The organism is Tsukamurella sp. 8F (genome assembly GCF_029167375.1).
Classification (GTDB): Bacteria; Actinomycetota; Actinomycetes; order Mycobacteriales; family Mycobacteriaceae; genus Tsukamurella.
The window spans coordinates 114,818-132,688 of the sequence record NZ_JARFTP010000013.1 but is presented as its reverse complement, the minus strand read 5'-3'; the positions used below and the strand labels follow the sequence as shown (position 1 = coordinate 132,688).

Genomic DNA, 17,871 nt, shown 5'->3' with positions numbered 1-17,871 from the left:
CCCCCCCCCCCCCCCCCCCCACCGCAGGAACCACAAACCCCAAACCGAAGGAGTGACGCCGAGGATGGCGAACTACACCGCTGCGGACGTCAAGCGTCTCCGCGAGCTCACCGGCTCCGGGATGATGGACTGCAAGAACGCACTCACCGAGACTGACGGCGACTTCGACAAGGCGGTCGAGGTGCTCCGCATCAAGGGCGCCAAGGACGTGGGCAAGCGCGCCGGTCGCTCGACCGCCGAGGGCCTGATCGCGGCCAAGGACGGCGTGATGATCGAGCTCAACTCCGAGACCGATTTCGTCGCCAAGAATGCGGAGTTCCAGGAGCTGGCAGACAAGATCGTCACGGCCGCCGCCGCGTCGCGGCCCGCCGACCTCGACGCCCTCAAGGCGCTCGAGATCGACGGCACCACCGCAGACGGTCTCGTGCAGGCCGCCGCTGCGAAGCTGGGTGAGAAGCTCGAGCTGCGACGCGTCGTCAGCTACGACGGCCCCGTCGCCGTGTACCTGCACAAGCGCTCCGCGGATCTACCGCCCGCCGTGGGTGTCCTGGTCAGCTACACCGGAGAGGGCGACGCTGCCGCCGAGGCCGCTCGCGGCGCCGGCATGCAGGTCGCCGCACTCAAGGCGAAGTACGCGTCCCGCGACGAGGTACCCGCCGACGTGATCGAGAACGAGCGTCGGATCGCCGAGGAGACCGCCAAGGCCGAGGGCAAGCCCGAGCAGGCGCTGCCGAAGATCATCGAGGGCAAGACCATCGCCTTCTACAAGGAGAACGTCCTCCCGGACCAGCCGTCCGTGCAGGACAACAAGAAGACCGTCCAGAAGGTTCTGGACGAGGCCGGCGTGCAGGTCGTCGCCTTCAGCCGGTTCGAGGTCGGCCAGGAGTAATCCGCCGACCACCCGGTTTCGCCCACGATGCCTGCCCGCGCCTGCCGCGGGCAGGCATCGTGGTTTCTTGCCGATTCGTCCAATCCCCGCGGTCGCCGCACGGGCACCCTTGGAGGCATGGAAACGAAGAAGGATTTCAACATCTGGGTCGGCCTCACCTACGACGATCCGCTACGGGCACGGAAGTGGCTGGCCGCCTTGGGATTCGAGGAGGGGATCCTCGTCGAGGGTGACGGTCCCGGCGAGGTGATCCACTCCGAGATGCTCTGGCCCGAGGGCGGCCGCGTCATGATCCACTCCGCGTGCAAGCAGGACACGACGTTCAGCGCCCCCACTGGTGCAGGCAACCTCTACGTGGTCGTCACCGATCCCGACTCCGTCTTCGCGCGCGCCGAGGCGCTGGGCGCGGAGGTTGTCCGCCCCATGCGCGAGGAGGACTATGGATCGCGCGGATTCTCCATCGCGGACGCGGAGGGCAACAAGTGGAGTTTCGGGACCTACGCGGGCTGATCGACTCGTCGGTCGCCTATGAGATCGCCGGCCAGGAGCCGGGCGTCCACCTCGGCGTCCCGTCTCCGACGGTGACCCTCGTGGTGGACCTGCGAGACGGGCTCGATGTCGCCGGGCCGGGCCTCGACGGCGTCCAGCGGTTCCGCGTGTGCCTCGGCGGAATGCATCACGTGCCGTATCGGATCCACCACGACGGATCCCAGCGGGGCGTACAACTCGGTCTCACCCCAGACGGTGTGCGCGCACTGTTCGGACTACCCGTCGCCGAGCTGTCCCACACATGCGTCGAGGCCGCCGATGTCGCAGGGGCACTGGGCGCGGAACTGCACGAGCGGCTCGCAGAGGCTTCCGTGGGGGAGCGCGGGCGGGTTGCTGTGGAAGTACTGGCGGCACACCTCGTGCCGGACGGTCACGCCCGGCGTCCCCGGCTCACCGACGCCTCGTGCCGCGCTCAGCCCGACGCGGCGGCCGCGTGGGCGATGATCCTCCGCACCGGCGGGCGCGTGACCGTCCGCGAGCTGACCGAGCGCTCCGGGTGGTCGGCCCGGTATCTGACTGCGAAGTTCAACGCCGAGTACGGGATGGGCCTCAAGCAGGCCGCCCGGCTGGTCCGGTTCGACCGCGCGCTCGCCGACCTGCGGCGAGGCATGGCTGTGGCCGCCGCCGCGCAGGCCCACGGCTACGCCGATCAGTCACACCTGAGCCGCGAGTTCCGCGGGTTCCTCTCCGTCCCGCCGGGGGAGTACCTGGCGCGCCGCGAGCTGGCCGAGCTCTGAAACGCGGGGCCCTCGCGTAGGGTGCCCGTGTGTCTCTCATCGTGGACCGCATGCCGGAGCTCGGGGTGACCCGTCTGTCCCGGTGGATCTTCAACTGCTACGTCCTCGACGGGGACGACGGCCCGGTCGTCGTCGACCCCGGGAGCCGGCGGATCAGCCTGGACGTGACGACTCTGCTCGGAAAGCGCGCGGCCGGCCTGCGTGCCGTCGTCGCGACGCACGGGCACACCGACCACGTCGGCGGGGCGCCGTCGCTCGCTGCCATGACCGGCGCGGACGTACACGTCGCCCCCGCGACGATCGAGTACACGCGGGGCGCGCGGCCGCCGTCGGTGCCCAGCAGCTGCCTCGGCTTCGGGCCGGTCCTGCTCGGCCAGCCCTTCGACGGTGCCGTCCTCCGCTCGTCGGCGGCCGACGCGCTGCGGAGCGGTTACGGTACGCCGCTCGGTTGGCGCTGGACCGGGCCGGACCCCGTCGGCGACCTGACGGACGACGCGCCCGTGCCGGGTGCGAGCGAGTGGATCGTCGTAGACGCTCCCGGTCACACGCCCGACAGCGTCGCGCTGTGGCACGCGGGCACCCGCACCCTGCTGGCCGGCGACGCGATCGCCACCGCCCGGGGTAGGGCGCTCTTCGCCCCGATCACCTTCGACAAGCAGCACGCCCCCGCCACGTCGGCGCGCCTGCGCGGCCTCCCCGCCGAGCACCTGCTCCCCGGCCACGGGCTCCCGCTGCACACACCCGCCTGGTGAGGCCGCATGGGCGCGTGGGCCGGATCGTAGCGGCGGTGCTGGTCCTGGCCGTCGTCGCCGTGCTCTGTACGCAGTCCGCGCTGTACGGGAACGGCTCGTTCTACCACCGCTACCAGACCGACGGCGTCAACTACATACCCGACCTGCCAGGCGGCGCGCAGTACGTGTCGATGGGTGACAGCTACGCGGCCGCGGGGTCGCATAGCAAGCGCCTGCCGCTGGACCTGTGCGCCCGCAACGCCGACGACCTCGGGCACGTCATCGCCCAGCGGATGCAACCGCAGTCGTTCACCGACCGGGCATGCTCGGGCGCTACGCTCGACGACCTGACACAGCAGACCGTGCAGAACGACCGCGCACCGCAGATGTACGGGATCGGTCCGTTCACTCGGCTGATCACCCTGGTGGCGGGCGCCAATTCTCTCGGGTTCGGTGGCCTGATCACCAACTGCTTCGTGATTCCCAACGACCGGTGCTCGGTCTCCGCAGGGATGAACCTGCCGGGCAGTGACGGCTGGCGGTTCGTCAAGGCCCAGTACCTCGCGACCATCGACGTGCTGCACAAATACGCGCCCTCGGCGATCATCATGCTCGTCGGCTACCTGCCGCTGTTCGCCCTCGACGGCCCGGTGGACACCGGATGCCTCGGCACGGCGCACATCCCGATGCGCAACGTCGAACTGTGGCGCACGTGGTACCGCGGGTTGGAGCAGCTTGTGAAGGAGGTCGCGGCCGAGAGGAAGCTGCTGTACATCGCGCCCCCGACCGGCCATCCGGCCTGTACGGACGATCCGTACGTGGCGCTTCAAGGCGTCGATCTACGAGGGCACGGGCCCGACGCCTACGGCCTGCACCCGACGGTGGCGGGCCAGCGTGCGATGGGAAACCTGGTCGAGGACCGACTCCGCGGCAGGTCGCGAACACCGTCGGCATAGGATGTCTGGCGGCGATGCATGCCTGAAAAGGGACAGGAGAGTCGACACACGTGACCACGGACGAGGGCGACACCGGGCGCCACGGGTACAAGCGGGTGCTGCTCAAGCTGGGCGGCGAGATGTTCGGTGGCGGGCAGGTGGGCCTGGACCCCGATGTCGTGGCTACGGTGGCGGCGCAGATCGCAGAGGTGACGAGGTCGGGTGCCGAGATCGCCATCGTGATCGGCGGCGGAAACTTCTTCCGCGGCGCCGAGCTACAGCAGCGGGGTCTCGAGCGGAGCCGCTCCGATTACATGGGCATGCTCGGCACGGTCATGAATTGTCTTGCACTGCAGGACTTCCTGGAGAAATGCGGGGTGGAGACGCGCGTGCAGACGGCGATCACCATGGGGCAGGTCGCCGAACCGTATCTACCGTTGCGCGCCAAGCGGCATCTCGAGAAGGGGCGCGTCGTCATCTTCGGAGCCGGCATGGGCATGCCCTACTTCTCCACGGACACGACCGCGGCGCAGCGCGCACTCGAGATCGGCGCAGAGGTGGTGCTGATGGCGAAGGCCGTGGACGGTGTCTACGACTGCGATCCGCGTACCAACCCGGAGGCGAAGATGTTCGCCGAGATCACGCACCGCGAGGCCCTCGAGCGCGATCTCAAAGTCGCGGACGCCACCGCGTTCAGCCTGTGCATGGACAACAAGATGCCCATGCTGGTGTTCAACCTGCTCACCGAGGGCAACATCGCCCGCGCGGTGGCGGGGGACGACATCGGAACCCTGGTCCGCCCGTGACCGCCACGAATTACCACTGGAGGATCAAATGATCGACGAAGCGCTGTTCGACGCCGAGGAGAAGATGGAGAAGGCGGTGTCCGTGGCACGCGAGGACTTCCAGTCCATCCGCACCGGCCGCGCGAACCCGGCGATGTTCTCCAAGGTCGTCGTGGACTACTACGGCGCACCCACCCCGATCACACAGGTCTCGTCGATCACCACGCCCGAGGCGCGCATGGTCGTCGTCAAGCCCTACGAGGCCAATCAGCTCGGGCCGATCGAGACGGCGATCCGCAACTCGGATCTCGGTGTCAACCCGACCAACGACGGGCAGCTCATCCGCGTCGCGATCCCGCAGCTCACCGAGGAGCGCCGCCGCGATCTGGTGAAGCAGGTCAAGTCGAAGGGCGAGGACGCCAAGGTGTCGATCCGCAACGTCCGCCGCAAGGCCATGGAGCAGCTGAACAAGATCGTCAAGGACGGGGACGCGGGCGAGGACGACGTCAACCGCGCTGAGAAGGATCTCGACAAGACGACGGCGAAGTACGTCGCGCAGGTCGATGATCTGGTCAAGCGCAAGGAAGCGGATCTGATGGAGGTCTAGCCTGGCGTCGAGACGCCAGGCTGGAGATCCGCCGACACCACGACCGCCCGCACCGCCAAGGACGACGGAGAATTCGAGTGACGACCGCTGGCCCCGAGGGGCGCCCCACGGATCCGGCGACGCCGGAGAAGCGCAAGATCAGCGCGGGACGCAACCTGCCTGTCGCGATCGCCGTCGGCGTCGGCCTCGGCGCCCTCATCGTCGCGATCCTGGTGTTCGCGCCGCACGTCTGGATTCTCCTGGCGTCGACCGCCATCGGCATCGCGCAGTGGGAGGTAGTGAAGCGTTTCCGTGCGCACGGCGTCGACCTCGAGCTCTGGCCGATGCTCATCGGCGGTCAGGCGATCATGTGGTTGAGCTGGCCATGGGGAACGGAAGGCGTGCTCGCGGCCTTTGTGGCGACGGTGCTCGTCGCGCTCGTGTGGCGGCTACTGCATCACGGGCCGTCGGCGCCCGGCCCGACCGACTTCACGCGCGACGCGTCCGTGACGGTCTTCATCCTGGCGTGGATTCCCCTGTGCGCGAGCTTCGGAGCGATGCTGGTCCTGCCCGCCGACCACGGCCCGCAGCGGGTCGCTGCCCTGATCATCCTGGTGGTCTGCTCCGACGTCGGCGGCTACGCATCCGGCGTGCTGTTCGGCCGGCACCCGATGGTTCCGTCGATCAGCCCGAAGAAGTCCTGGGAGGGCTTCGCCGGGTCGGTTGTGGTCGGCACCGTGGGTGCCGTCCTCGTGCTGAAATTCCTGCTCGACGCGCAGCCGCTGTGGGGCCTGCTGCTGGGCCCCGTCGTCGTCCTGACCGCGACCCTCGGCGACCTCCTCGAGTCACAGGTCAAGCGCGACCTGGAGATCAAGGACATGGGTACCCTGCTGCCCGGGCACGGCGGCATCATGGACCGCTTGGACTCGTTGTTGCCCAGTGCCGTGGTCGTGTGGACGATCCTCGGCATCGTGATGCACAACTGACCGCCCGGTTACCGCTGGTCGGGATACGAGTATCAGCGCAGCTTCTTGGCCGCCCGGCGGAGCTGGAATATGCGCAGGCCCCCGGCAAGGCCCACGACGAGTGCGCCGAGAATCGCGGCGATCAGTAACGAGACTCCGACCGGCAGGTTGACGGTCCAGAACAGCAGGTTGATCTTCTGAGCCTCGAGGTTCTGCAGGATGAAGATCAACAGCACCAGGAGCACGACGGCCCCCAGGATCAGTCCAGACCACAGGGACGCCGAACGGGTGTGCCGCACCTGGTCGTAGGCGTCCGGCCCACTCGGCGCGGCCGAGGTGTCGTCGGGGAGCGCCGGGAGCTCGGCGCCGGACGCCGACGGCGTGGTCGGCTCCGGGTGGCCTGACGCGGTCTTGTCGGAGTCGCGCAGGGCGTCGTCATCGGAGGTCATGCCGTCATACTGCCATCCGCGATGCCCGGTAGCGTAACGACGCGCGACGTGACCGGCGTCGCCGAACGATCGCCGATTTCAGCACCCACCACCCCGCGTGGGACACTGGGTCTGATATGAGCACTTCACTGCCGCTGGTCTTCGACGCGCCGAAGCGCGGCCGCCCACCCCGCCACCTGGCCGACCTCACCGACGCCGAGCTCAGGGACGCCGTCACCGGGCTCGGGCTACCCGCGTTCCGCGCGAACCAGCTCGCCCGGCACTACTACGGCCGGTTGGACGCGGATGCCGCCGGGATGACCGACCTGCCCGCTGCGGCGCGCCCGACCGTGGCCGAGGCGCTGTTCCCGCAGCTGATGAGCCCGGTCCGGCACCTCGACTGCGACGGCGGTACCACCCGCAAGACGCTGTGGAAGCTGCACGACGGCACGCTGCTCGAGAGCGTGCTCATGCGCTACCCCGACCGCGCGACGCTGTGCATCTCGAGCCAGGCCGGGTGCGGCATGGCCTGCCCGTTCTGCGCCACGGGCCAGGGCGGTCTAGACCGCAACCTCTCGACCGCCGAGATCGTCGATCAGGTGCGCGCGGCCGCCGCGGCGATGCGCGACGGCGATGTCGCCGGCGGGCCTGGTCGCCTGTCGAACGTCGTCTTCATGGGCATGGGCGAGCCGCTGGCGAACTACAAGCGGGTCGTGGCCGCGGTCCGGCGAATCACGGCGCCGGCACCGGCCGGTCTGGGTATCTCGCAGCGGCACGTCACGGTCAGCACCGTGGGCCTTGCGCCCGCGATCCGGCGGCTTGCCGACGAGGGTCTGTCCGTGACGCTCGCCGTTTCGCTGCACACGCCCGACGACGAACTGCGCGACACCCTCGTGCCGGTCAACAACCGCTGGAGCGTGCAGGAGGTACTCGAGGCCGCCCGGTACTACGCCGACGCGTCGGGCCGGCGGGTCTCCATCGAGTACGCGTTGATCCGTGACGTGAACGACCAGCCCTGGCGCGCAGAGATGCTCGGAGAGAAGCTCCGGGCTCACCTCGGTCAGATGGCACACGTGAACCTCATCCCGCTCAACCCGACCCCCGGGTCCGAGTGGGACGCATCGCCGAAGCCGGTTCAGGATGAGTTCGTGCGGCGGGTGCAGTCGCAGGGCGTCTCCTGCACCGTTCGAGACACTCGGGGCCAGGAGATCGCGGCAGCGTGTGGGCAGCTGGCCGCCGACGAGCGCTAGCGGTTCGCGGCTACGGATGGACACTCGCCCTGCAGGCTCTGCTCGAATAGGCGCGCCCGAGTCATCGCGTGCGACACCACAGACCTGTAGTGGTCGACCAGATCGCCCTTTCCTCAGTCAGTAGTGGTCTGACCTGCGGCGAGTTTGTACAGCGCTTACGGGTCGCCGCGCTCTACGAGATTCGGCGCCCTCGGTCGTACGACCACTCTCCTCGACCATTCGTGGAAACAGAGGCGCTCCTCGTAGGGGGCGGTAGTCGGCGGCCCCGAAGGCGGCCGCGGCCGCCGATGCCAATGCCAGGATAAGGGCCGGCTGGGCGCTTGCGTGAGCTGGCGAATCGTAGAACAGCAGCCAGGCTAGTGTCGCCGTGGTGATCACGCCAAGGCCATCGGTGGCACCGATGATCGAGACGTCAGGCCTGTTCAGGCCGATCTGCCCGCCGGTGATCGCGGTGGTCAACGCGCACAAGGCCAGCACCGCGCAGAGCGGAAAAGTGAGCTTCCACATCCCCCAGGTGATGCGATCTGCGTCCTGAATCAGATTCCACGGCAGGAATAATGCGACAACCATCGCGGTGCCGGCGGTGCCGCAGATCAGCCGTCTGAGAAATGTGATCATCTCGTCCTCCCTAACTGTCTGATCCGTGATCGTCCCTGTCGGACGTCGTGCTGTCGATTACCTCGGGGTAATGGAGGAGCGGGCGTCAGTGCGGCTACAGTCGGTGAGGATGGCAACCACCGGCTCCGGTTCTCAGGTCGGGCCGCTGCTGCGCCTTGCGGCGCGCCTCGAAATCCCATTCCGCGAACGCAACCGGCTACTGCTCGCGGTCGGGCATGCTCCGGCCTTTCCCGAGCACTCGTTCAGCGCACCGGAGCTTGCTCCGGTCCGCGAAGCGCTGGGGCGGATTCTGAAAGGCCACGAGCCGTACCCGGCCGTCGTCTTCGATCGTCACTGGAACCTGGTTGCTGCAAACGATGCCATACTGCCGCTCGTCGCCGGCATCGATCCCGCTCTGTTGAATCCACCTATCAACGTGCTCCGGGTCAGTCAGGAATTGATCCCGTGGATCATCAACGCCGGAGACGTCATGAACTACTTCCGCGATCGGATTCAACGCCAGCTCGCCGCAACGGGAGACGAGCAACTAGCTCGACTTCTGACGGAGTTCGAGAGTTGCATACCCTGCGAGGACCGTGACGCGGTGCGCGACTCCGACTTCGCGCAGAATCTGGGTCCGGTCAGAGTTCGGGCGCCTAACGGTGGCGAATGGTCGTTCTTCGGCATGTTCGGCACGTTCGACATGCCGTTTGAAGTCACGATTTCCGAACTGGCGGTCGAGCTGCTCTTTCCAGCAGACCGCATGACGGCCGATGCGTTTGAATCGCTTGCACGAAATCGCCGAGACCAGCAGTCGCACGACGGCGAGGCGGTCCGGGGGACATAGGTCGTGGCTACAGTCGGCCAGACACGACGAACGCCCCCTCGCGGTTGCGAGAGGGCGCTTGGTAGCCGGTGTCAGATGTGCTTCGGCGTCGACTTCCACTTGCCCCGGTGCACGACGACGTCACGCGCGACCGCGAACAGGAGGAGGAGCGCGAAGCCGACGAGCCAGACGTCCTCGACGTGGCCGATCTGGTTGCCGTGAATCATGCAGACCAGGAAGATCGCGACCACCACGCCGGCGATCCGGGCGCCGTTGCGGCTCGTACCGTGCCAACCCCAGTCGCGCGACGGCGCATCGGCGAGGTCGACCTTCGAAGTGCTCTGACGCTCCAGGTCGGTGGTAGCCACTGCAATCTCCTTCTCGGGCCCGACTGATCGATCGGAGTCTATCGCCTACGACCGACCGTCGTACGGTGGGGGCGCGCATCGGCGCGTACCTTTCTCCCATGCTGTTCCATCTCGCCCTGGCCGACGACTGGCGGGCCGCTCGGGCCGCCGGCGAGTACGCGATCTCGACCCGTGGGGCGGTGCTCGAGGACGTGGGCTTCGTACACTGCTCGACGGCCGAGCAGTGGCCAGGCGTGCGTGCGCGCTTCTACGCGGACGTGCCCGACGATGCTCTGGTCCTCCTGTCCATCGACGAGGCCCGCGTGCCCGCAGAGGTGCGCTGGGAGCCGCCCGTTCCGGATCGACCGGGCGCCGGGAGCGCAGCGAGCGGGCCGAATAAACCCGGCCCCGAACTCTTCCCGCATGTGTACGGCCCGATCCCCGTGGCGGCGGTCGTGGCGGCGGAACCGCTGCCTAAGGTGGGGCGGTGACCACACGTGTCCTGATCCTCGGCAGCACGGGCTCGATCGGCACCCAGGCGCTGGAGGTGATCGCCGAGACCCCGGAGCGGTTCGAGGTGGCTGGCCTGGCCGCAGGTGGAGGCAACGTAGACCTGCTGGCGCGGCAGGCCAGGGGACTGGGGCTCGACGGCACCCGTATCGCGGTGGCCGACGCTTCGAAGGCGGATGCGGTCGGGCGCGCGGCGGGTGTCGATGGTGTGCTGCACGGCGACGACGCTCTCGTACGGCTGGTCGAGACCGCGGACGCCGACGTGGTCCTCAACGGCGTCGTCGGGAGCCTGGGGCTGGGGCCGACACTGGCCGCGTTGAAGACCGGCGCGCGCCTGGCGCTCGCCAACAAGGAGAGTCTCGTCGCCGGCGGCGCCCTGGTACTGGACGCCGCCGCGCCAGGGCAGATCGTTCCCGTCGACTCCGAGCACTCGGCGATCGCGCAGTGCTTGCGCGGCGGGACCGCCGACGAGGTCGACCGCCTCGTCCTCACTGCATCGGGCGGCCCGTTCTTCGGGTGGACCAGAGCGGAGCTCGGCGATGTCACACCCGAACAGGCGGGGCACCACCCCACGTGGAGCATGGGCCCGATGATCACTCTCAACTCGGCGACCCTGATGAACAAGGCCCTCGAGGTGATCGAGGCACATCTGCTGTTCGGCGTGCCCTACGACCGGATAGACGTCACGGTGCACCGGCAGTCGATCGTGCACTCGATGGTGACGTTTGTCGACGGCGCTACTATCGCGAAGGCTTCGCCGCCCTCGATGAAGCTGCCCATCGCGCTCGCGCTGGGCTGGCCTTCGCGCGTTCCGGGGGCATCGACGGCGTGCGACTTCGCGACGTCGAGCACATGGACCTTCGAGCCCGTCGACCACGAGGCCTTCCCCGCGATCGTCCTGGCTCGTGAGGCCGGCGAGCGGGGCGGCAGCCTGACGGCCGTGTTCAACGCGGCCAACGAGATCGCCGCGCAGGCGTTTCTGGACGAGCGGATCGGCTTCCTCGACATCGTCGACACGGTCGCGCGGGTGATCGCCGGCGGCGACGAGTGGCAGACGGCGCCGCGCGACGTCGACGACGTGCTCGCGGCGGAGGGGTGGGCCCGGCGGCGGGCAACGGAGTTGCTCGGCGCCTGAGGGCCGCCCGGTACTCTTGAGGTCATGTTGTATGTCCTGGGGATCGTGGTGTTCGCACTGTGCATCCTCGGCTCCGTCGCGTGGCATGAGTGCGGTCACATGTGGGCCGCGCAGGCCACGGGTATGAAGGTCCGGCGCTACTTCGTCGGCTTCGGGCCCACGCTGTGGTCCACCCGTCGGGGCGGCATCGAGTACGGCGTCAAGGCGATCCCGCTCGGCGGTTTCTGCGATATCGCGGGCATGACGCTGCTCGACGAGATCGCGCCGGAGGATCGCGAGAAGGCGATGTATCGCCAGGCCGCCTGGAAGCGCATATTCGTGCTGTTCGCGGGTCCGGGCATGAACTTCATTCTGGGCGGTTTCCTCATCTTCATCGTGGCGTGCATCTGGGGACTGCCCGCGATCGGGCAGCCGGGCCACGCCGCAGTGGCGGGGACACAGTGCGTCACGGCGACGAGCACCAAGCCGGCGCAGGGGCAACCGAGTAAGGGCATCGGCCCGTGCATCGGCAACCCGGCCGCGGACGCCGGCATGCGCTTCGGCGACGTCATCGCCGCGGTGAACGGCACCCCGGTGGACGCCTCGACGGTGACGACGGCGCTACAGAGCACGAGCGGACCCATCCGGCTCACCATCGAGCGCGACGGCGCGCAGCGCGATGTCACCGTCACCCCGGTCACGTCTCAGAAGTGGCAGCCCGCCCCGAACGGCAAGGATCTCGTGGAGGTCACGGGCCCCACGATCGGCATCTCCGTCGGCGAGCTCGGGGTGATCAACCACTACAACCCCATCACCGCGGTCGGTGGTGCGGCCGTCTTCACAGGCCAGATCGGCAAGCAGACCGTGATCGCTATCGGCCACCTGCCCGAGCGGGTCCCGGCCCTCGTCCGCGCGGTGCAGGGAAAGCCTCGCGATATCGATACCCCGCAGTCCGTGTACGGCGCGGCGGAGGCCGGCGGACAGATCGCCCAGGCCAAGCAGTGGTCGACCTACGTCCTGGTCCTCGCGGGCCTGAACCTCATGCTCGGTCTGATCAACCTCGTGCCGCTGCTGCCCTTCGACGGTGGCCACATCGCCGTGGTCGTCTACGAGAGGCTGCGCGACCTGATCACGCGGCGCAAGGGCGGTCCCGTCGACTACATGAAGCTCGCGCCGCTCACCTATGTGGTGTTCGCGGTGTTGGGCGCATACATGTTGCTCGTCCTGACAGCTGACATCGTCAATCCCATCAAGCTCTTCAACTAGCCCCCAGGAAGAGGAAGCGCACCCATGTCCGTCGGTTTGGGAATGCCCAGTGTCTCCGGATCCGATGAGGCGCCGACCCTGGCGCCGCGTCGCAAGACCCGCAACTTCTACGTGGGCGGTGTCGGCGTCGGCAGCGACCACCCGATCTCGGTGCAGTCGATGTGCACCACCAAGACCCACGAGGTCAACACGACGCTGCAACAGATCGCGGAGCTCACCGCATCGGGCTGCGACATCGTCCGTGTCGCGTGCCCACGGCAGGAGGACGCCGATGCGCTCGCGGAGATCGCGCGGCACAGCCAGATCCCGGTGATCGCCGATATCCATTTCCAGCCCAAATACATCTTCGCCGCGATCGATGCCGGCTGCGCCGCAGTGCGCGTCAACCCGGGCAACATCAAGGAGTTCGACGGTCGCGTCAAGGAGGTCGCGAAGGCGGCCGGTGACGCTGGTATCCCCATCCGCATCGGGGTCAACGCGGGGTCGCTGGACAAGCGGATGATGCAGAAGTACGGCAAGGCCACGCCGGAGGCGCTCGTCGAGTCCGCGCTGTGGGAGGCGTCGCTGTTCGAGGAGCACGGCTTCGGTGACATCAAGATATCCGTCAAGCACAACGACCCCGTTGTCATGGTCGAGGCTTACCGGCAGCTCGCCGCGCAGTGCGACTACCCCCTGCATCTCGGCGTGACCGAGGCCGGGCCCGCGTTCCAGGGAACCATCAAGTCGGCGGTCGCTTTCGGTTCGCTACTCGCCGACGGCATCGGCGACACCATCCGTGTGTCGTTGTCTGCGCCGCCCGCCGAGGAGATCAAGGTCGGCACCCAGATCCTGCAGTCGCTCAACCTGCGGCCGCGTCGCCTGGAGATCGTCTCGTGCCCGTCGTGCGGCCGCGCGCAGGTGGACGTCTACAAGCTCGCAGACGCCGTCACCGCCGGCCTCGACGGTATGACCGTGCCGCTCCGCGTGGCCGTCATGGGCTGCGTCGTCAACGGTCCGGGCGAGGCGCGCGAGGCGGACCTCGGCGTCGCGTCCGGCAACGGGAAAGGCCAGATCTTCGTCAAGGGTGAGGTGATCAAGACGGTGCCCGAGTCGCAGATCGTGGAGACGCTCATCGATGAAGCGCTGCGCATCGCGGAGGAGTCGGGGGATAGTGAGAGCGGGAGCCCCACGGTCACGGTCTCGTAGGCGGCTCCGCTAGGCGGCCACCGGGGTCCGTCGGGCAGGAGGTCATGGATGCTGAAGATGCTCCACGAGCGGACGGTGTCGCCGAGGGACACTGCCAAGGTGCTCGACGCGCTCGGCAGAAACCCCGTGGCGTCCTGCATGGTCACCGCCCGCATCGAGGAGTTCGGCGTGGAGCCCGCATCGCTGGGCGGCCGCCTGTGGACACATGGCGATCCCGGCGAATCGTTGTGCTTCGCCGGCGTGAACCTCATACCGCTGCTGGGCAGCGACACCGACATGCGCTACTTCGCGGGCCGGGCCGCGCGCGGGCCCCGCACGTGCTCGTCCCTGGTCGGCCCGGCGGACCTGGTCCTGTCGATGTGGGACGAGCTCGAGTCGTCGTGGGGGCCCGCTCGCGAGGTGCGGGAGCGTCAGCCGCTCATGGCACTGACAGACACGCCTGCGGTCGCCCCACATCCGGGCGTGAGGCCCGCGCACCTCCCGGACCTCGACGAGTACATGCGGGCCGCTGTCGCGATGTTCACGTCCGAGGTGGGCGTTGATCCGTGCACCGGCGACGGAGGCCGTGCGTACCGCCGCCGCGTCACCAACTCGATCATCGCGGGGCGCTCCTACGTGCTGCTCGACGGTCCGACGGTGGCCTTCAAGGCCGAGGTCGGTGCCCTGTCGGAGCGGGTGGGGCAGATCCAGGGCGTCTGGGTGCGGCCCGATCTGCGAGGGCAGGGGCTGGGTGCCACAGGGACCGCCGCGGTTGCGGCCGCAGTGCTGCGGCAGGGCCGGATACCGAGTCTGTACGTCAACGATTTCAATGTGTCGGCGCGAAAGGCGTATCAGCGCATCGGTTTCCGGGAGGTCGGCACGTTCGCGACGGTGATGGTGCATTAGTGCCCGCGGGCGCGCGGAGCGAACCATCCAGCGCTCCGCGGCGCCCACGATCTCGGGCCGCGCACGAGCCGCGTCGACGGGGTGTCGCGATGCGGACATTACGCTGGCCGCGTGGATGCGTGGGGTGAGGTCGTCGTCGGGCTCGTGATCCTGGTCGGCCTGGTGGGCGTCGTGGTACCGGTGCTGCCCGGCTCGATCCTGATCGCGGCGGCGGTGCTGGTGTGGGCGGCGATCGTCGGAGGCACGGCGTGGTGGGTTCTCGCCGCAGCGGCTCTGGCGATCGTCGTCGCCGGGGCGGCGAAGTATCTGGTCGCCGGGCGGTCGATGACCGAGACAGGTGTGCACAGGGCGGCGCTTCTCGTCGGCGGACTGCTAGGCATAGTCGGATTCTTCGTAGTCCCCGTTGTGGGCTTGGTCCTCGGCTTCGTACTGGGGGTGTGGGCCACCGAGTCCGCGCGTCTCGGCGACGCCCGCGCCGGCTGGCGTGCGGCCGTCGCGGCAACCAAGGCCGTGGGCATTGCGATGCTCATCGAGCTTGCGGGCGCGTTGGTCGCGGCCGGCACGTGGCTCGGTGCCGTCAGTGCGGGGGTCGGTGCGTGAACGGCGATGTGGCAGCCCTGTTCGACCTCCGTGGCCGGACCGCTCTGGTCACCGGGGCGAGTTCCGGGATCGGCGCGGCGGTTGCGGATGCGTTGGAGGGAGCGGGTGCCACGGTGCTGCGCGCAGGTCGGAATCGGGATCGATTGGGGCCCAACGGCATCAGTGTGGATCTCGCGAGCGGTACGGATGCGGCCCGCGAGCTGGCCGCGCAGGCCGATGAGCGTGTGGGGGAGCACGCTGTCGGAATCCTGGTGAACTGCGCGGGCACCAACCCCCGGCCGCCCCTCGACGACATCGACGACAAGCTCTACCACGACATCCTGGCCGTCAACCTCGACGCGGCGTTCACGCTGGGACAGGTGTACGGCCCGCGGATGGCGGAACGCGGCTGGGGTCGGATCATCAACGTGGCGTCGACGCAGGCGCATCGGGCGTTCGGGAACAGCGGCGTGTACGGGATCGCGAAGGCCGGGATCGCCGGACTGACGCGCTCCCAGTCGGAGGCGTGGGCGCCGCGCGGCGTGTGCGTGAACTCCCTGACGCCGGGGCTCGTCGTGACTCCTATGACGGCGGCTGTCCTCGCCGACGAGGCCCGCTCCGCGTACTTCCGCGCACGCGCCCACACCCGGACGCTCGGTGAGCCGCGGGACTTCGCGGCGGTGGCCGTGTTCCTCGCGGGCGAGGGCTCGCGGTTCGTCACAGGGCAGAACCTGTGCGTCGACGGCGGCCTGTCGGTGACTTGACGCCGAGCTGACGAGGATCACAACAGACCCACTGGTCACACGCCCGCGCGCCGCGGCGACTGCGTCGCAGGCAGGTCCTACGATCTGCCAGTGATGCGCAGTTCTCGTGTGACCGTGGCCGCGGTGCTCGCCGCCGTGCTGGCCGTAGCGGCGACTGCGTGCGGCACCGACGTCTCAGGTGGCCCGGGGCCCGCGGCGGCGCGCTTCGGGCAGGCGCTCGCTCGCGCCCTGAACGATCACGACGTGAGTGGCGCCGCAAACCTCACCGACTCTCCGGACGCTGCGGCGCAGGGCATCAGGGCCACGTTCGACGGGTTGCAGGCGACCGGCGTCGAGGTGAAGATCGGCCAGGTCCGGACCTCGGGTGCGACCAGCGTCGTCGACTACGAATACGTCTGGAAGCTGCCGAAGAACCGGGTGTGGGACTACCGGGGGACATTCGACATGGAGTCCAACGGTGGCGTGTGGCAGGTGCGGTGGGAGCCCACGGCCCTGCATCCCAACCTGGGCGCCAATCAGACGATGGTGCTCCGTTCGCTGCCCGCGACGAAGGCGTCGGTCAACTCGTCATCGGGCGGGTCGATCCTGGTGCCGGGCGTGATCACCCGGATCACCCTCGACGCATCGAAGGTGCAGGCGCCGACGACGGTGCTCGAGGTGGCGACCCAACTCGCGCAGGCCCTCGCTCCCGTGACACCGGGCCTCGACCCCGTCGGGATCACCGAGCAGGCGACGTCGTTGGGACGCCCCTACGTGGTCACGACCGTCGATCAGAAGGATCTGCAGAAGCTGCCCGGTGTCGTCACCGAGCTGCCGGGCGTCGCTGAGAGCGAGCAGTCCGACATGGTGCCTACCGACCGCACGTTCGCGCCCGCGTTGATGTCCTCGATCAAGCAGAACGTGCAGGGGCGGCTCGACGGCACCGATGGCTGGTCGGTGATCGCGCAGGCCGACACCGGTGCGCAGGTGGGTGTGCTCACTGAGACCGATCCGAAGCCGAAACCCTCGGTTTTCGTGTCGATCTCGCCTATCGCTCAGGCGGCGGCGCAGGCGGCTGTGAACACGCGCACCGACAAGCAGGCGATGATGGTGGTGATCAAGCCGTCGACGGGAGACATCCTCGCGGTGGCGCAGAATCCGCAGGCGGACAAGATGGGGTCACTTGCGACATCCGGTCTGTATCCGCCCGGCTCCACGGGCAAGATCGTCACCGGAATCGCCGCGATGGAGCAGGGGGTGGCCGACCCCACGACCGTTGTCCCCTGCCCCGCGACGATCACCATCGGGCAGCGCGAGGTGCCCAACTACAACCGGTTCTCGCTCGGGGACGTGTCGATGCAGGAGGCCTTCGCCGCGTCCTGCAACACGGCATTCGCGTTCCTAGGAAACAAACTGCCGCCCGACAAGCTGCACCAGACCTCCGCCAGCCTGGGGATCGGTCTCGACTACACCATCCCGGGGCTCGACGTCGCCGGGGGCCAGTACCCTGTGCCGAAGGATCCCACCACCAAGGTGGAGGACAGCTTCGGCCAGGGCCAGGTGTTGGTGAGCCCGTTCGCGATGGCGCTGGCGGCCGCGACGGTCGCGCACGGCGGCCCGGTCGTGCCCCAGCTCATCGCCGGCCAGCCGACCAAGGTCGGCGGCGCGCGGGACACCGTACCCCCGACGGCGTTCGACGGCATGCGCGCAATGATGCGCGCCGTGGTCCAGTCCGGTACGGCGCTGCTGATCGGTGGCGAGGGCGACGTGTACGGCAAGACCGGTGAGGCCGAGGTGGACGGCGGCTCGCACGCCTGGTTCGTCGGGTACCGCGGCGACCTCGCCTTCGCGACGCTGATCCCGTTCGGAGGCAGTTCCGACAACGCCGTGGCCGTTACGAAGACTTTCTTCGACCGGTACGACGCGCCCGTGCCTTCGGCACCCGCCAACTGAGCGCTACTAGG

The 17,871-nt window shown here is 68.6% G+C and carries 21 protein-coding genes; 18 read left to right on the top strand and 3 right to left on the bottom strand.

Annotated features, from left to right (window positions below):
• Positions 1 to 64 precede the first annotated feature (64 nt).
• The 8 genes from tsf to P0W64_RS12425 all read left to right on the top strand — a co-directional run bounded on the left by tsf (position 65) and on the right by P0W64_RS12425 (position 6,198).
• Positions 65 to 889 (top strand): translation elongation factor Ts, encoded by an 825-nt coding sequence (tsf, locus tag P0W64_RS12460; protein WP_275480440.1) that lies wholly within the window; start codon positions 65 to 67, stop codon positions 887 to 889.
• Between the two features lie 117 nt (positions 890 to 1,006).
• Complete coding sequence (locus P0W64_RS12455) at positions 1,007 to 1,399, top strand: VOC family protein (protein ID WP_275480439.1); 393 nt, start codon at positions 1,007 to 1,009, stop codon at positions 1,397 to 1,399.
• The gene (locus P0W64_RS12450) at positions 1,372 to 2,175 is read left to right on the top strand and encodes a helix-turn-helix domain-containing protein (protein WP_275480438.1); all 804 of its coding nucleotides are present in this window, start codon (positions 1,372 to 1,374) and stop codon (positions 2,173 to 2,175) included. Before P0W64_RS12455 ends, P0W64_RS12450 begins: the two co-directional genes overlap by 28 nt.
• A gap of 29 nt (positions 2,176 to 2,204) precedes the next feature.
• Positions 2,205 to 2,927 (top strand): MBL fold metallo-hydrolase, encoded by a 723-nt coding sequence (locus P0W64_RS12445; RefSeq protein ID WP_275480437.1) that lies wholly within the window; start codon positions 2,205 to 2,207, stop codon positions 2,925 to 2,927.
• Positions 2,928 to 2,941: 14 nt separating this feature from the next.
• Positions 2,942 to 3,862, top strand: coding sequence for an SGNH/GDSL hydrolase family protein (locus tag P0W64_RS12440; RefSeq protein WP_275480436.1), 921 nt, complete (start codon positions 2,942 to 2,944; stop codon positions 3,860 to 3,862).
• A gap of 50 nt (positions 3,863 to 3,912) precedes the next feature.
• On the top strand, positions 3,913 to 4,647 hold the full coding sequence (pyrH, locus tag P0W64_RS12435) for a UMP kinase (RefSeq protein WP_275480435.1): 735 nt from the start codon (positions 3,913 to 3,915) through the stop codon (positions 4,645 to 4,647).
• 28 nt (positions 4,648 to 4,675) lie between these two features.
• Complete coding sequence (gene frr / locus P0W64_RS12430) at positions 4,676 to 5,233, top strand: ribosome recycling factor (RefSeq protein ID WP_275480434.1); 558 nt, start codon at positions 4,676 to 4,678, stop codon at positions 5,231 to 5,233.
• Positions 5,234 to 5,310: 77 nt separating this feature from the next.
• Positions 5,311 to 6,198, top strand: a complete 888-nt coding sequence (locus P0W64_RS12425; RefSeq protein WP_275480433.1) for a phosphatidate cytidylyltransferase — start codon at positions 5,311 to 5,313, stop codon at positions 6,196 to 6,198.
• Positions 6,199 to 6,230: 32 nt separating this feature from the next.
• On the opposite strand, the gene P0W64_RS12420 is transcribed toward P0W64_RS12425, so the two are convergent.
• Positions 6,231 to 6,626 (bottom strand): LapA family protein, encoded by a 396-nt coding sequence (locus P0W64_RS12420; RefSeq protein WP_275480432.1) that lies wholly within the window; start codon positions 6,624 to 6,626, stop codon positions 6,231 to 6,233.
• 116 nt (positions 6,627 to 6,742) lie between these two features.
• Here P0W64_RS12420 and rlmN point away from each other — a divergent pair, with 116 nt between their 5' ends.
• Complete coding sequence (gene rlmN / locus P0W64_RS12415; protein WP_275480431.1) at positions 6,743 to 7,855, top strand: 23S rRNA (adenine(2503)-C(2))-methyltransferase RlmN; 1,113 nt, start codon at positions 6,743 to 6,745, stop codon at positions 7,853 to 7,855.
• A 117-nt stretch (positions 7,856 to 7,972) separates the two neighbouring features.
• Here the strand turns inward: rlmN and P0W64_RS12410 are convergent, their stop codons facing one another.
• Entirely contained in the window at positions 7,973 to 8,473 is a 501-nt protein-coding gene (locus P0W64_RS12410; RefSeq protein ID WP_275480430.1) for a hypothetical protein, read from the bottom strand.
• 109 nt (positions 8,474 to 8,582) lie between these two features.
• On the opposite strand from P0W64_RS12410, the gene P0W64_RS12405 reads away from it, so the two are divergent.
• Entirely contained in the window at positions 8,583 to 9,299 is a 717-nt protein-coding gene (locus P0W64_RS12405; protein ID WP_275480429.1) for a transcriptional regulator, read from the top strand.
• Between the two features lie 71 nt (positions 9,300 to 9,370).
• Here P0W64_RS12405 and P0W64_RS12400 read toward each other — a convergent pair whose 3' ends face one another.
• Positions 9,371 to 9,646 (bottom strand): DUF2631 domain-containing protein, encoded by a 276-nt coding sequence (locus P0W64_RS12400; RefSeq protein WP_275480428.1) that lies wholly within the window; start codon positions 9,644 to 9,646, stop codon positions 9,371 to 9,373.
• Positions 9,647 to 9,744: 98 nt separating this feature from the next.
• Here P0W64_RS12400 and P0W64_RS12395 point away from each other — a divergent pair, with 98 nt between their 5' ends.
• The 8 genes from P0W64_RS12395 (at position 9,745) to P0W64_RS12360 (ending at position 17,860) form a co-directional block, all read left to right on the top strand.
• The gene (locus P0W64_RS12395) at positions 9,745 to 10,116 is read left to right on the top strand and encodes a DUF952 domain-containing protein (RefSeq protein WP_275480427.1); all 372 of its coding nucleotides are present in this window, start codon (positions 9,745 to 9,747) and stop codon (positions 10,114 to 10,116) included.
• Positions 10,113 to 11,270 carry a 1-deoxy-D-xylulose-5-phosphate reductoisomerase gene (gene dxr / locus P0W64_RS12390; RefSeq protein ID WP_275480426.1) on the top strand — a complete coding sequence of 386 codons (1,158 nt, stop codon included), beginning with the start codon at positions 10,113 to 10,115 and terminating at the stop codon, positions 11,268 to 11,270. The genes P0W64_RS12395 and dxr overlap by 4 nt, the downstream gene beginning before the upstream one ends.
• Positions 11,271 to 11,294: 24 nt before the next feature.
• Positions 11,295 to 12,515 carry a M50 family metallopeptidase gene (locus P0W64_RS12385; RefSeq protein ID WP_275480425.1) on the top strand — a complete coding sequence of 407 codons (1,221 nt, stop codon included), beginning with the start codon at positions 11,295 to 11,297 and terminating at the stop codon, positions 12,513 to 12,515.
• A 24-nt stretch (positions 12,516 to 12,539) separates the two neighbouring features.
• The gene (gene ispG / locus P0W64_RS12380) at positions 12,540 to 13,700 is read left to right on the top strand and encodes a flavodoxin-dependent (E)-4-hydroxy-3-methylbut-2-enyl-diphosphate synthase (RefSeq protein WP_275480424.1); all 1,161 of its coding nucleotides are present in this window, start codon (positions 12,540 to 12,542) and stop codon (positions 13,698 to 13,700) included.
• Between the two features lie 48 nt (positions 13,701 to 13,748).
• A complete protein-coding gene (locus P0W64_RS12375) occupies positions 13,749 to 14,585 on the top strand; it encodes a GNAT family N-acetyltransferase (protein ID WP_275480423.1) in 837 nt (278 codons plus the stop codon).
• A gap of 111 nt (positions 14,586 to 14,696) precedes the next feature.
• Positions 14,697 to 15,185, top strand: a complete 489-nt coding sequence (locus P0W64_RS12370) for a DUF456 domain-containing protein (protein WP_275480422.1) — start codon at positions 14,697 to 14,699, stop codon at positions 15,183 to 15,185.
• Positions 15,182 to 15,928, top strand: a complete 747-nt coding sequence (locus P0W64_RS12365; RefSeq protein ID WP_275480421.1) for an SDR family oxidoreductase — start codon at positions 15,182 to 15,184, stop codon at positions 15,926 to 15,928. The genes P0W64_RS12370 and P0W64_RS12365 overlap by 4 nt, the downstream gene beginning before the upstream one ends.
• 93 nt (positions 15,929 to 16,021) lie before the next feature.
• Positions 16,022 to 17,860 (top strand): penicillin-binding transpeptidase domain-containing protein, encoded by a 1,839-nt coding sequence (locus P0W64_RS12360; RefSeq protein ID WP_275480447.1) that lies wholly within the window; start codon positions 16,022 to 16,024, stop codon positions 17,858 to 17,860.
• Positions 17,861 to 17,871: the final 11 nt, after the last annotated feature.

Coding starts and splice junctions, on each gene's coding strand:
- tsf (WP_275480440.1), top strand. CDS start 65: ATGGCGAACTACACCGCTGCGGACGTCAAGCGTCTCCGCGAGCTCACC.
- P0W64_RS12455 (WP_275480439.1), top strand. CDS start 1,007: ATGGAAACGAAGAAGGATTTCAACATCTGGGTCGGCCTCACCTACGAC.
- frr (WP_275480434.1), top strand. CDS start 4,676: ATGATCGACGAAGCGCTGTTCGACGCCGAGGAGAAGATGGAGAAGGCG.
- P0W64_RS12420 (WP_275480432.1), bottom strand. CDS start 6,626: ATGACCTCCGATGACGACGCCCTGCGCGACTCCGACAAGACCGCGTCA.
- rlmN (WP_275480431.1), top strand. CDS start 6,743: ATGAGCACTTCACTGCCGCTGGTCTTCGACGCGCCGAAGCGCGGCCGC.
- P0W64_RS12410 (WP_275480430.1), bottom strand. CDS start 8,473: ATGATCACATTTCTCAGACGGCTGATCTGCGGCACCGCCGGCACCGCG.
- P0W64_RS12405 (WP_275480429.1), top strand. CDS start 8,583: ATGGCAACCACCGGCTCCGGTTCTCAGGTCGGGCCGCTGCTGCGCCTT.
- P0W64_RS12395 (WP_275480427.1), top strand. CDS start 9,745: ATGCTGTTCCATCTCGCCCTGGCCGACGACTGGCGGGCCGCTCGGGCC.
- P0W64_RS12385 (WP_275480425.1), top strand. CDS start 11,295: ATGTTGTATGTCCTGGGGATCGTGGTGTTCGCACTGTGCATCCTCGGC.
- ispG (WP_275480424.1), top strand. CDS start 12,540: ATGTCCGTCGGTTTGGGAATGCCCAGTGTCTCCGGATCCGATGAGGCG.
- P0W64_RS12375 (WP_275480423.1), top strand. CDS start 13,749: ATGCTGAAGATGCTCCACGAGCGGACGGTGTCGCCGAGGGACACTGCC.
- P0W64_RS12360 (WP_275480447.1), top strand. CDS start 16,022: ATGCGCAGTTCTCGTGTGACCGTGGCCGCGGTGCTCGCCGCCGTGCTG.